Here is a 12983-nt window from a genome sequence, read left to right as displayed (position 1 = left end):
CGAGGAGCAGCTGGCCGGAGAGCTTGTAGGCGCCCCGGATCAGCTCGCGGGCCGCACCGTCGAGCGTGTCCGGCGGGCCTCGAAGTCGCGGACGTCGACGTCCACGACGTCGGCGATGCTGTCGACCAGCAGGCTGACCGCCTCGCCGTGCAACCGGACCACGATCACGACGGGTTGCTCACCCTCCGGCCGGGCCGGGCGGCTCAGCCGCTCGCGCAGCTCGATCGCGGTGACGACCTGGCCGCGGAGGTTGATCAGCCCGGCGACGGCCGGCGGCGCCAGCGGCACCCGGGTGATGCTCTGGCTGCGCAGCACCTCCTGGACGTGCTCCACCTCCACGCCGTAGAGGTCGCCGTCCAGCCAGAAGGTGGCCAGCTGACTGGTCGCCGGGACGGTCCGGGCTTCGGTGGCGGTGCTCACGGTCAGACCTCCATCAGGGGAGCGGTGGACCCGAGGCCGTCGACGTCGAACGCATCGGGGGAGGGGAAGGCGGCCGGGGCCGTGGTGTAGAACGCCGGGTCGGCGGCGAGGATGGCCGCCCGGACGTCGAGCAGCTCGGTGACGCGGTCGCCGATGACGGCCGAGCCGAGCAGGCCGAGGTCGTCGATGTCGCTGTGCACCGAGGCCTCGCCGTCGACGATGTCGAGGATCTCCTCGACCACGATCGCCACGCTGCGCCCGTGGTCGGCGTAGACGATGACCTCGAGCGTCTCGCGGTCGGTCTCACCGAAGGCGCCCAGATGCCGGTCCAGCCGGACGATCGGCAGGATCGCGCCGCGGTACTGGACCACCTCACGGGAGCCCACCCGCTCGACGGTCTCGCTGCGCACCTGCTCCAGCCGGGTGACCGTGTCCAGCGGGATGGCGACCCGCCGGCCGCCGCCGATGGCCGCGAGCAGCATCCGCTGGCGCTCCTGGACGGCGATCGTGACGCTGGCGGCGACCCGGGCCTCCTGGCGCTCCGCGGTCTCGGCGCGCAGCGCCCGGCGGGCGAGCGCCTGGACGTCGAGGATGAGCGCGACGGCGCCGTCGCCGAGCACGGTGGCCCCGGAGTACAGCCCGATGGCCTTCATCTGGCCACCGACGGCCTTGACGACGATCTCCTCGGTGTTGATGACCCGGTCGACGACCAGCCCGAACCGGCGTCCTTCCGAGCGGAGCACCGCGATGACCACGTGGCCGTCGTGCCGGTCCGAGGGCAGGCCCAGGACGTCGGCGAGGTGCACCAGGGGCAGCAGCTCGCCACGGAGCCGGTAGACCGACGCCCCACCGACCTCCTCGACGGCGGCCGCGGCCTTCTCGGCGTCCAGGGCGACGAGCTCCTGCAGGCTGATCTGCGGGATGGCGTAGCGGTCGCCGGCACACTCGATGGTCAGTGCCGGGACGATCGCCAGGGTCAGCGGGATGCGGAGCCGGGTGCAGGTGCCGCGTCCGGGCACCGACTCGACCTCGATCGTGCCGCCGATGGACTCGATGTTGGTCTTCACCACGTCCATGCCGACACCGCGGCCGGAGACGTTGGTGACCGCCGCGGCGGTGGAGAAGCCGGGCAGGAAGACCAGCTGCAGGATGTCGGCGGGGCTCATCCGGGACAGTGCGTCCGGGGTGAGCAGCCCGCGCTCGACGGCCTTGGCGCCGATCTTCACCGGGTCGATCCCGGCGCCGTCGTCGGCCACCTCGACCACGACCTGGCCGCTCTCGTGCCGGGCCCGCAGGGTCAGCACGCCCTCGGCCGGCTTGCCGGCGGCCGTGCGGACCGCGGTCGGCTCGACGCCGTGGTCGACGGAGTTGCGGACCAGGTGGGTCAGCGGGTCCTTGACCGCCTCGAGCAGGGTCTTGTCCAGCTCGGTCTCCCGGCCCTCCATCTCCAGGCGGACCGACTTGCCGCACTGCAGACCGAGGTCGCGGACGACGCGGGGGAGCTTGCTCCAGATGTGGTCGATCGGCTGCATGCGCGTCTTCATGACGCCCTCCTGCAGCTCACTGGCGATCAGGTTCAGCCGCTGGGAGGCCCGGACCAGGTCCTGGTCGGTCTGCCGGCCGACGTACTGGACGATCTGGTTGCGGGTGAGCACGAGCTCGCCGACGAGCAGCATCAGGGCGTCGAGCAGGTCGACGTCGACCCGGATGGTGCTGTCGGCCACGGCCCGGCGGCCCGGCTGTGCGCCGGCGCGCTCCTCACCGGGCTCCGGGACGAGCTCGGCTGCGGTCGGGGGCAGGGCGGGGGCTTCGGCCACCGGGACCTCCATGGGGACCTCCTTCGGGACGTCGACGGCCGGAGCCGGCGCGGGCGGTGCGGCCGGGACCATCTCGGCGGCCGGCACAGGAGCCGGCTTCGGGACGGCCGGTGCGGCGGCCTTGGTGACACGGGGGGTCTTCGGCGCGGCCTTCTTGGCCGGCGCCTTCTTGGCAGCGGCGCGCTTGGCGGGGGCCGGCTTGGCCGGGGCCGCCAGGGCCTCGACCGGCTCCTCGGCCGGCACCTCAGCCGGCACCTCGGCCACGGCCGGCGCGGCCTCCGGCTCGGGCACGGCGACCGGGGCGGGGGCGTCCTCGAGGACGGCGCTGAGCGTGGCGACGGTGTCGGCGACCACGACGGAGCCCTCCCCGCCGGAGGCCTCGATGGCGGCGAGCAGTGCCCGGATGGTGTCGACCATGTGCAGCAGTGCGTCGGTGCGGACCGGGGTCAGCTCCAGGGCGCCGTCCCGCAGCCGGGACAGCAGGTTCTCCCCGACGTGCGCGACCTCCTCCAGCCGGTTGAAGGCCAGGAACCCGCTGGTGCCCTTGATCGTGTGGATGGTCCGGAAGATGCTCGAGAGCCGGTCCCGTGAACGGGGGTCCTGCTCCAGTGCGACCAGATCCTGGTCCAGCTGGTCGAGGTTCTCGTGGCTCTCCACGAGGAACTCCTCGACGATGTCGTCCAGACCTTCCACGCCTGCCTCTTCCCCTTGGTGCGCCGTGGGGCGTGCCCCGCACAGCGATGGCTTCATCGGCGCCCGCCGGACCACCTGAAGGTGAACTCCAAGCGAGCACTCGCCTTTTCTGAATTGTCATTCCATGGGTCAGAAATGGTGTTTCATTCCCATGTCGACAATGGCCGCGGATCAGCGTCTGACCAGGTCAGGTGGCGAGACCACGGCGTGATGTGACGAATCGGCAGCGCCGGGAACGACTGTGACCGCCGACCCAGGGGGCCGGCGGTCACAGTGGGGGAGCAGGGAACGGAAAGGGCCTGGTGAGGCCGGTGGGACGGTTTCGTTCAGGCGTGCAGGGCGGTGACCAGCCGTTCGAGCAGGGCGCGCACACCGTCCAGGTCGGGCACCCGGTGGGCTGCGGCGGTGTCACCGTCACCGACCTTGACCGTGACGCCGTCGGGGGCCAGGGCGCGGAAGCCGTCCTCGTCGGTCACGTCGTCCCCGAGGTACAGCACCCCCTGGGCACCCAGCTCCGCGCGCAGCCGGACCAGGGCCGAGCCCTTGTCGGCGTCGGTGACCGCCAGTTCCAGCACGTCCTTGCCCGGCTTGGCGGTGAGCGCCGGGTCGGCACCGGGGCCGGCGGCGACCTCGGCGAGCAGCCGGGACGCCGCGGCACGGTCGGCGACGGTGCGCACGTGCACCGCGGCACTGGCCGGCTTGTGCTCCAGCCGGGCGCCGGGGACGGCTTCGACCAGCGGGGCGAGCGCCGCCGCGAGTTCGTCCCGGCGGACGGCGAGGTCACCGGTGAGCGGCCCGTCGAACTCCGCGCCGTGGCTGCCCACCCAGCGGAACGGTCCGGTCAGCCCGCTGGTGGCCTGCAGGTCGGCGACCCCGCGGCCGCTCACCAGGGCGACGGTCACCCCGTCGACGGCGGCCAGCCGGGCCAGCAGGTCGCCGACGCCGGGCTCGGGCACCGCCGCCGCCGGGTCGTCCCGCAGCCGGGCCAGCACGCCGTCGTAGTCGCTGGCCAGCAGCAGCGGCCGGGACGAGGCCAGGTGGTCCAGGGCCTGCGCCAGGGCGGCGTCCAGCGACGCGCTCACGCCTGGGCCTGCAACGACTCGAAGAACGAGCTGGCCCAGTGGTCGAGGTCGTGCTTGGTGATGTGCCGGCGCATCGCCTTCATCCGCTTGGCGCTCTCGGCCGGCTCCATCCGCAGCGCGCGCAGCAGCTGGGCCTTCACCCCGGCGATGTCGTGCGGGTTGACCAGCAGCGCCTGCTTGAGCTCGGCGGCGGCCCCGGCGAACTCGCTGAGCACCAGCACGCCGCCGCCGTCACCGCGGGCGGCGACGTACTCCTTGGCGACCAGGTTCATCCCGTCGCGATAGGGCGTGACCAGCATGACGTCGGCCGCCCGGTACATCGCGGCCAGCTCCTCGCGGGGCATCGACTGGTTGAAGTAGTGCACGGCCGGCCCGGCCATCGAGCCGTAGACGCCGTTGATGTGCCCGACCTGCTGCTCGATCGTCTCGCGCATCGTCACGTAGTGCTCGACCCGCTCGCGGCTGGGGGTGGCCACCTGCACCAGGACCGTCGAGGGCGCCTCTAGGGCGCCGTCCTCGAGCAGCTCCTCGAACGCCTCCAGGCGCACCCCGATGCCCTTGGTGTAGTCGAGCCGGTCGACGCCGAGCACGATCTTGTCCGGCTGGCCCAGCTCCTCGCGGATCTCCGCCGCCCGGGCCAGCACCTCCGGGGTGCGGGCCAGCTCGTCGAAGGCGGACACGTCGATGGAGATCGGGAACGCCTTGGCCGTGACCGTGCGGCCCTCGTAGCTGATCGTGCCGCCCTTGGTCGGCAGGTCGTGCAGCCGCCGGGCCAGGTTGACGAAGTTGGTCGCCGCGGACGGTTGCTGGAAGCCGATCAGGTCGGCGCCGAGCAGGCCCTCGATGATCGCCGAGCGCCACGGCAGCTGGGTGAACAGCTCGTACGGCGGGAACGGGATGTGCAGGAAGAAGCCGATGGTCAGGTCGGGCCGCCGCTGGCGGAGCATCGCCGGCACCAGCTGCAGCTGGTAGTCGTGCACCCAGACGATCGCGCCCTCGGCGGCGACCTCGGCCGCCCGCTCGGCGAACCGCTTGTTGACCTGGACGTAGGCGTCCCACCAGGCGCGGTGGTACTCCGGCTTCTCGACCACGTCGTGGTACAGCGGCCACAGCGAGGCGTTGGAGAACCCCTCGTAGTAGCGGTCCACCTCCTCCTCGGTGAGCGGCACCGGGACCAGCGACATCCCGCCGGACTCGAAGGGCTCCGGGGCATCGCCTGCGGCGCCCGACCAGCCGACCCAGGCGCCACCGCGGCCGGCGACGAAGGGCTCGAGCGCGGTGACCAGGCCGCCGGGGCTGCGCTGGTAGCGCGTCGTCCCGTCGGGGTCGGTCACCTGATCGACGGGCAGGCGGTTGGCGACCACCACCACCGGGCTGTCGGCCTCCACCTGATCTCCTCCGGTGCGCATTGATCCACTCATCCCGCACCGACCCTAGGTGACGCGCCCCACCAGGCGCGCATCGCGGCTCAACGGGAGAGCAGGAACCCGGCCGCCGCAGCGCCCAGCCCGAGCAGCAGGGACGCCGTGACGTAGCCCAGCGCCCGCAGCACGGCGCGCTCCTCCACCAGCCGGACGACGTCCCAGCCGAAGGTGGAGAAGGTGGTGAGCGTGCCGCAGAAGCCGGCGCCCACCAGGGCGAGGACGGCGGGGGAGACGTCGGACCGGCCCAGCAGCACCCCGAGGACGGCGCTGCCCAGCACGTTGACCGCCAGGGTCCCCACCACGCTGCCCCGGCCCCGGCGGGCGGTGGCCACCCGGTCGGCGAACAGCCGCAGCGGCGCACCGGCCAGCGCCCCCAGCGCCACCCACAGCACCGTCACGGCCGGCTCACCACCGCGCGGCCGGCGGTCAGTCCGGCGGCCACCGCCAGCACGCCCCCGACGACCGACACCAGGACGTAGCCGCCGGCCAGGAGGACGGCGCCGTCCTCGACCAGCCGTACGGTCTCCACCGCGAAGGCGGAGAACGTCGTGTACCCGCCGAGCACCCCGGTGACCAGGAACGGCCGGAGCCACGCGGAGTCCGGGTGCCGGGCCAGCAGGACGGCCAGCAGCGCGCCGATCAGCGCACACCCGGTCAGGTTGACCAGCAGCGTGGCCCACGGCCACCCCCCGGCGGGGGAGGGCAACGCCTCGGCCACGCCCCAGCGGGCCAGCGCCCCGAGCACCCCGCCCAGGGCAGCGGCGAGGTAGCCGATCAGCGGTCCGCCCCGCGCGTCTCCGGGAACAGCAGGTCGACGAAGCGGGCGACGGTCGGCTGCGGCTCGTGGTTGGCCAGCCCGGGCCGCTCGTTCGCCTCGATGAACACGTGCTCGGGCCCGGTGACCTCCGGGACCATGAAGTCCAGCCCGGTCACCGGGATGCCGATGGCCCGGCTGGCCCGCACGGCCGCCGCCGCGATGTCGGGGTGCAGCCGGTCGGTGACGTCGTCGATCGTGCCGCCGGTGTGCAGGTTCGCCGTCCGCCGCACCCGCAGCCGCTGGCCCCGCGGCAGGACCTCGTCCATGGCGTGCCCGGCGTCGGTGACCACCTCGGCGGTGGCGTCGTCCAGCGGGATGCTCGACTCCCCGCCGGTGGCCCGCTGCCGGCGGCGGCTGGTCTCCCGGACCAGGGCGGCGACGTCCTGCCGGCCGTCGCCGACGACCTCGGCCGGCCGACGGAGCGCGGCGGCGACCACCCGGTGGTCGATCACCACGACCCGCAGGTCGTCCCCGGCGACCAGCTCCTCGACCAGGACGTCGGGGCAGTACTGGGCGGCCAGCGCGAGGGCCCGCTCCAGCGCCGGTTCGTCGCGGACGCCGACGGTGATGCCCTTGCCCTGCTCACCGCGGGCCGGCTTGACCACCACGGCGTCGCAGTCGGTCAGCAGCTGCTGGGCAGCGGCGTCCGCCCCGTCGACCACCACGGCGCCGCGGGGCACCCGGACGCCGGCGCGCTCCATGATCCGGCGGGTCACCCGCTTGTCGTCGCACCGGCTCATCGCGACCGCGGAGGTGAACTCCGACAGCGACTCCCGGGTCAGCACCGCGCGCCCGCCCAGCGCCAGCCGCAGCTCGCCGAACTCGGCGTCGGTGACCTCCACCCGGATCCCGCGGCGCAGCGCCTCGTCGGCGATGATCCGCGCGTAGGGGTTGAGCTGGGCCAGGCCGGGCGGGGGAGCGGCGAACAGCGGGGTGTTGATCGGGTTCTTCCGCTTGACGCAGACCGCGGAGATCCGGGAGAAGCCCAGCTTGCGGTAGAGCGCGATCGCCGCGGTGTTGTCGTGCATGACCGAGAGGTCCAGGTGCGCCCGGCCCCGGGCCGCGTACCGCTCGGCGAGCACCCGCACGAGCGCCTCGCCGGCGCCGGCCGGTGCGTCCTGCGCGTCGACGGCCAGGCACCACAGGCTGGCGCCGCCGTCGGGGTCGCCGAACGCCAGCTCGTGGTCGACGCCGGTGACCGTGCCGATGACCTGACCGGTGCGCCGGTCCTCGGCGACCAGGTAGGTGAAGGTGCGGGTGCGGTGGTTGCGCCACATCGTGGCGGCGTCGCCGGTGACCATGCCCGCTCGGGCGTACAGCTCGTTGATCCGGTCCATCTCGGCCGCGGAGGTCACCGTGCGCACGAAGACGCCGCGGATGACCTCCTCCCGGGGCCGGTAGCGGTGCAGCGGCAGCCGGTAGACGAAGGAGGGGTCGATGAACAGCTCGTCGGGGGCCATCCCCACCAGCACCTGCGGGTCCCAGGGGTAGACGCAGATGTCCCGCCGCCCGGACTCCTCCGCCCGCAGTGCGGTCAGCACGCCGGACAGGTCGGCGAACGTCTGCCCGAACACCAGCCGGCCCCAGCCCATGTCCAGGACGACGTCGCCCTGCATCCCCTGCAGCTCGTGCGCCGCGGGCTGTTGCCACGACCGGCTGGTGAGCGACGCGGGTGCCGCCCGACGGGTGCGGTGGCCGGCCAACCTCCGGGGTGCGCTGGTCACCCGCCCACCGTAGGTGACCGCCGTTTCCGACGCGTTCCACGTGGAACCAGGCGCCGGTCACCGCCCTGCTCGGGTTGCGACCGCTGGCCGGCGGGCAGGGTGGGGCCATGCAGACACGCATGCTCCGCGACCTGACCGTCTCCGCCCAGGGCCTGGGCTGCATGGGGATGAGCGAGTTCTACGGCACCGGAGACCAGGCCGAGGCCGAGCGCACCGTCCAGCGGGCCCTCGACCTCGGCGTCACGTTCCTCGACACCGCCGACATGTACGGCCCCTTCACCAACGAACGCCTCGTCGGTCAGGCCATCGCCGGCCGCCGCGACGAGGTGGTGCTGGCCACCAAGTTCGGCAACGAGCGCGGCGAGGACGGTTCCTTCGTCCGGATCAACGGCCGTGCCGAGTACGTGCACCGCGCCTGCGACGCCTCGCTGCAGCGGCTGGGCGTCGACGTCATCGACCTCTACTACCAGCACCGGGTCGACACGACCGTGCCCATCGAGGAGACCTGGGGCGCACTCGCGGAGCTGGTGGAGGCCGGGAAGATCCGGCACGCGGGGATCTCCGAGGCCGCGCCCGACACCATCCGCCGGGCGCACGCCGTCCTGCCGGTCACCGCGCTGCAGACCGAGTACTCGCTGTGGACCCGCGACCCGGAGGAGGACGGCGTGCTGGCCACCTGCGCCGAACTGGGCATCGGGTTCGTCGCCTACTCACCGATCGGCCGCGGCTTCCTCTCCGGGCAGATCCGCAGCATCGACGACCTCGAGCCCGACGACTTCCGCCGGCGCAACCCCCGCTTCCAGGGGGCGGCGTTCATCCGGAACCTGCAGCTCGTCGACCGGGTCCGCGAGCTCGCCGAGGCGAAGGGCGTCACCGCCACCCAGCTCGCGCTGGCCTGGGTGATGGCCCAGTCGGGCCGGGCCGGCGCCCCGGCGGTCGTGCCGATCCCGGGCACCAAGCGGGTGCGGTACCTGGAAGAGAACGCGGCCGCCGCCGACGTCGTCCTCACCGAGGAGGACCTGCGGGCGCTGGACGAGGCCGCCCCGGCCGGGGCTGCGGCCGGCGACCGGTACCCGGACATGTCCACCGTGCACCGCTGATCCGGCCGCCGGGCAGGATGGGGACGTGCCACCCATCCTGACCGGCCACCACCGGTGAGCACACCGCTCGTCGTCGCCGCGACCGTCGTCGCCGTCGTGCTGGCCGCCCTCGGTGGGCTGAGCACGGCGCTGCGCCGCCGGATCGGCACCGCACACCTGGCCGGCGCCGGGCTGCTGGAGCTGCTGCTGCTGGTGCAGCTCGGCGTGGCGGTGGCAGCGCTCGCGGGCGGGGACCGACCCGAGGACCTGGCCACCTTCCTCGCCTACCTGCTCAGCGTCGTGCTGCTGCCGATCGCCGGGCTGCTCTGGGCCCGTTCCGATCCCACCCGCTGGGCGGGGACGGTGCTCGGGGTCGCCGCGCTGGCCGTCGCCGTGATGCTCTGGCGGCTGCTGGACCTGTGGGAGGTCACCGGTGGCTGACGACGGTCGGGCGCCCGACGGCGGCGGCGCGCTGGGCCGGCCGGCCGCGGAGGGGACGTCCGCCGACCCGGGCACGATCCGCGGCCCGGGGCGGGTGCTGGTCGCGCTCTACGGGGTGTTCGCCCTCGCCGCAGGCGCCCGGGCGGCGGTCCAGCTGTCGACGCAGTTCGACGAGGCGCCGCTGGCCTACCTGCTGTCGGCCGTGGCCGCGGTGGTCTACGTCATCGCCACGGTCGGGCTGGCCCGCGGTGGTCGCGGTGGCCGCCACACCGCCGTGGTCGCCTGCTCGATCGAACTGGCCGGCGTGCTGGTGGTGGGCACGCTCTCCCTGCTGGACCCGGCGGCGTTCCCGGACGCCACCGTGTGGTCGGGCTACGGGCAGGGCTACGGCTACGTCCCGCTGCTGCTCCCGGTGCTCGGTCTGCTGTGGCTTCGCCACCAGTCCCGGGTCGCCGACGCGCGTCCACCGACCGGCGGGACCGCCCACGCCGGGTGACCCGCACGGGTGACACCGGCCTGGCCGACGACACTCCGTGGTGCGCAACCGATGCGCATCTCCTAAAATCACTCGGTGCCGTCAGACAGACGACCCGGGGGCCCGGGCACCCGTCAGGTGCCACCCGAGGCCGCCGCAGCGTTGACCGAGGTCCTCCCGGCCTCGTCCGACCAGGACGAGCAGAGCCGCCAGCAGGCATCGGTCGTCGGGGCCGCCGAGGCGATCGTCGCGGGCACCGACACCCACCGCGGCGCCCAGGCGGCGCTGCCCGGTGTCCTCTCCGACGTCCCGGTCGCCGTGCTGGTCATCGACCAGGCCGCTGGCACGGTGATCTACGCCAACTCCGCGGCGATCGAGCTGGCCGGGAACGTGCGCCTGCCGGTCGGCGTCGACACCTGGGGGGCCTCGGCCGGCCTCACCGACCTGTCCGGTGCACCACTGGCGCGGTCTGCCGGACCGCTGTCCGATGTCGCTGCCGGCCGGCTGGTCGCCGGCGAGGCCGTCCGGCTCAACCCCCGGCGCAGTTCGGACGAACGGCGGGCCGCCGACGAGGAGCTCGACGGCGACCAGGTGCTGTGGGTGAGCGGCTTCCCGCTGTCCCGGGACGACAGCGAACAGCGGATGTCGCTGGTGGTCTTCCTGCAGCTCGACGGGCCCACCGATGCGGCCGACCCCGAGGCCCAGCTGCAGGCGCTGCGCGAGCGCGCCGTCGTCGCCACCGACATCGCCTTCACCATCACCGACCCCCGGCAGGAGGACGACCCGCTGGTGTGGGTCAACCCCTCCTTCACCCGGATCAGCGGCTACACCTACGAGGAGAGCGTCGGGCGCAACTGCCGCTTCCTGCAGGGCCCGGCGACGGAGGAGAAGGCCATCGCCGACCTGCGCCAGGCGCTGCGCGACGAGCAGCCGGTCACCACCACGCTGCTGAACTACCGCAAGGACGGCACGGCCTTCTGGAACCAGCTGTCGATCAGCCCGGTGTTCGACGGCGAGGGCGAGCTGGTCAGCTTCGTCGGCGTGCAGACCGACGTGACCGAACGGGTGCGGGTCGAGGACGACCGCAAGGCCGCGTTCGCCGCCGAGCAGGCCGCCCGCCGCGACGCCGAAGAGGCCCACGCTGCCGCCGACGCCGCCCGGGTCGAGGCCGAGCGGGCACAGAGCCGGCTGGCGCTGATGGCCGAGGCCACCAGCACCCTCAGCGCGACCCTGGACATGGACGACCTGCTCGACCGGCTGGCCTCGCTGTGCGTGCCGCTGCTGGCCGACTGGGTCTTCCTCACGCTGGTCGACGAGCACGGCGCGGTCACCGGTACCTCCTCCGCCCACCGGCGAGGGCTGACTGAGGAGCTGCGCCGCTTCGCCGCGCTGCGCATCGCCGACCTGCCCGACGCCGCCCCCATCCGGCGGGTCCTCCGATCCAGCGAACCGGTCCTCGTCCCGGAGATCACCGACGAGATCCTGCTGGCGGCCGCCCCCGACCCCGCGCTGCGCGAGGTGATGGCCGAGCTGGGCACCTCCTCGCAGCTCACCGTGCCGCTGGTCGCCCGCCGTCGCACGCTCGGCGCACTCACCCTGGTCGCCGAGACCCAGGCGCGGCGGTTCGGCGCCGACGACGTCGACCTGGCCCGGGACCTCTCCCGCCGGGCCGCCATGGCGATGGACAACGTTCGGCTGTACCAGCAGGAGCACACCGTCGCCGAGACCCTGCAGCGGTCCCTGCTGCCGGAGCTGCCGGAGATCCCCGGCGTCGAGGCCGCGGCGCACTACCTCAGCGCGTCGAGCGCCGCCGACGTCGGCGGTGACTTCTACGACCTGCTGCACCTGCCCGACGGCAGCGTGGGGCTGGCCGTGGGCGACGTCGTCGGGCACGACGTCGCCGCGGCCGCCGCGATGGGGCACCTGCGCGGTCTGCTGCGGGCCTGCGCCTGGGACGCCGGCGAGGGCGACCCGGGGGAGATCCTCGGCCGGGTCGACCGGCTGGTGCAGGGCCTGCACGTGGCCCGGATGGCGACGATGATCTACGGCCGGGTCGAGCGGCCCAGCGCCGAGGGCGAGCCCTGGCGGCTGCAGCTGGCCAACGCCGGGCACCCGCCCCTGATGCTGCGCCACGTCGACGGCACGGTCGAGATGCTCGACGGGATCACGGGGATGCTCATCGGCGTCGACGTGCTGCACCGGCGGCAGTCCCGCGCGGTGAGCATCCCGCCCGGGGCGACGCTGGTGGCTTACACCGACGGGCTGATCGAGCGACCTGGCGAGGACCTGGACCAGGGGATCGCCGCACTGGTGCAGCGGCTGCGCGACGCGCCGGTCGACGACGACCCGGCCGCGCTGTGCCTGCACGCCGTCGGCGCGGACCCGGACCGCCGGGACGACGTCGCCGTGCTCGCCCTGCGCTTCGGCCAGCGGGTCTGAGGGCTCCTCGGGTTCAGCGCTCCTCGGGGTCCAGCCGGGCCTGCTGGAGACCGTAGGCGCCGCGGTGGAACAGCAGCGGCGTGCGAGAGGCGTCGGCGCCGAGGTCCAGCACCCGGGCGACGACGATGGTGTGGTCACCCCCGTCGTACTCGGCCCACAGCTCGCTGTCGATCCAGGCGACGACGTCGGCGAGCACGGGAGCGCCGTGCGGGCTCGGTGCCCACTGCACCCCGGCGTACTTGTCGGTGCCGGAGCGGGCGAACTGCCGGGACAGGCCGCTCTGCTCGTCGGCGAGGACGTTGACGCAGAAGCTGCCGGCCTCGCGGAGCAGCGGCCAGGTGCGCGAGGTGCGGGCCGGGGCGAAGGCGACCAGCGGCGGGTCCAGGGACAGCGAGCTGAACGACTGGCAGGTGAAGCCCACCGGGCCGTCGGTGGTCATCGCCGTCACCACGGTGACGCCGGAGACGAAGTGCCCGAGCACGTCCCGCATCACCGAGGGGTCGACCACTGCCGGGGGGACGTCCGCGCCTGGGTTCACACCGTCGATCCCATCACGCGCGACCCGGTGGGGC

12 protein-coding genes are annotated in these 12983 nt (G+C 73.8%); 4 read left to right on the top strand and 8 right to left on the bottom strand.

The features are described 5' to 3' along the window. Nucleotides 1–39: 39 nt before the first annotated feature. The 7 genes from O2W16_RS05275 to ngg form a co-directional block, all read right to left on the bottom strand. Nucleotides 40–420 carry a chemotaxis protein CheW gene (locus O2W16_RS05275; protein ID WP_269157755.1) on the bottom strand — a complete coding sequence of 127 codons (381 nt, stop codon included), beginning with the start codon at nt 418–420 and terminating at the stop codon, nt 40–42. Between the two features lie 2 nt (nt 421–422). Continuing rightward, nucleotides 423–2930 (bottom strand): chemotaxis protein CheA, encoded by a 2508-nt coding sequence (locus O2W16_RS05270; protein WP_269157754.1) that lies wholly within the window; start codon nt 2928–2930, stop codon nt 423–425. Between the two features lie 326 nt (nt 2931–3256). Next, on the bottom strand, nt 3257–4012 hold the full coding sequence (gene otsB / locus O2W16_RS05265; protein ID WP_269157753.1) for a trehalose-phosphatase: 756 nt from the start codon (nt 4010–4012) through the stop codon (nt 3257–3259). Beyond that, on the bottom strand, nt 4009–5400 hold the full coding sequence (locus O2W16_RS05260) for an alpha,alpha-trehalose-phosphate synthase (UDP-forming) (protein WP_269157752.1): 1392 nt from the start codon (nt 5398–5400) through the stop codon (nt 4009–4011). The genes otsB and O2W16_RS05260 overlap by 4 nt, the downstream gene beginning before the upstream one ends. A gap of 80 nt (nt 5401–5480) precedes the next feature. Next, nucleotides 5481–5834 carry a fluoride efflux transporter FluC gene (locus O2W16_RS05255; RefSeq protein ID WP_269157751.1) on the bottom strand — a complete coding sequence of 118 codons (354 nt, stop codon included), beginning with the start codon at nt 5832–5834 and terminating at the stop codon, nt 5481–5483. Further along, nucleotides 5831–6211: a fluoride efflux transporter CrcB gene (crcB, locus tag O2W16_RS05250; protein WP_269158116.1), complete on the bottom strand. Its 381-nt coding sequence runs from the start codon at nt 6209–6211 to the stop codon at nt 5831–5833. Before crcB ends, O2W16_RS05255 begins: the two co-directional genes overlap by 4 nt. Beyond that, nucleotides 6211–7977, bottom strand: a complete 1767-nt coding sequence (gene ngg, locus O2W16_RS05245) for an N-acetylglutaminylglutamine synthetase (RefSeq protein WP_269157750.1) — start codon at nt 7975–7977, stop codon at nt 6211–6213. Before ngg ends, crcB begins: the two co-directional genes overlap by 1 nt. Before the next feature lie 107 nt (nt 7978–8084). Between ngg and O2W16_RS05240 the strand changes: the two genes are divergently transcribed. The 4 genes from O2W16_RS05240 to O2W16_RS05225 all read left to right on the top strand — a co-directional run bounded on the left by O2W16_RS05240 (nt 8085) and on the right by O2W16_RS05225 (nt 12411). After that, nucleotides 8085–9077 carry an aldo/keto reductase gene (locus O2W16_RS05240; RefSeq protein WP_269157749.1) on the top strand — a complete coding sequence of 331 codons (993 nt, stop codon included), beginning with the start codon at nt 8085–8087 and terminating at the stop codon, nt 9075–9077. Between the two features lie 54 nt (nt 9078–9131). Continuing rightward, complete coding sequence (locus O2W16_RS05235) at nt 9132–9497, top strand: hypothetical protein (RefSeq protein WP_269157748.1); 366 nt, start codon at nt 9132–9134, stop codon at nt 9495–9497. Then, a complete protein-coding gene (locus O2W16_RS05230) occupies nt 9490–9993 on the top strand; it encodes a hypothetical protein (protein ID WP_269157747.1) in 504 nt (167 codons plus the stop codon). The genes O2W16_RS05235 and O2W16_RS05230 overlap by 8 nt, the downstream gene beginning before the upstream one ends. A gap of 75 nt (nt 9994–10068) precedes the next feature. Continuing rightward, the gene (locus tag O2W16_RS05225; RefSeq protein WP_269157746.1) at nt 10069–12411 is read left to right on the top strand and encodes a SpoIIE family protein phosphatase; all 2343 of its coding nucleotides are present in this window, start codon (nt 10069–10071) and stop codon (nt 12409–12411) included. A gap of 13 nt (nt 12412–12424) precedes the next feature. Here the strand turns inward: O2W16_RS05225 and O2W16_RS05220 are convergent, their stop codons facing one another. Then, a complete protein-coding gene (locus O2W16_RS05220; RefSeq protein ID WP_269157745.1) occupies nt 12425–12949 on the bottom strand; it encodes a flavin reductase family protein in 525 nt (174 codons plus the stop codon). Nucleotides 12950–12983 lie beyond the last annotated feature (34 nt).

The sequence above is a fragment of the Modestobacter sp. VKM Ac-2984 genome (assembly GCF_026967985.1).
Classification (GTDB): domain Bacteria; phylum Actinomycetota; class Actinomycetes; order Mycobacteriales; family Geodermatophilaceae; genus Modestobacter.
Note: the sequence above shows the minus strand (reverse complement) of the source record. Positions and strands in the feature narration are given on the sequence as shown.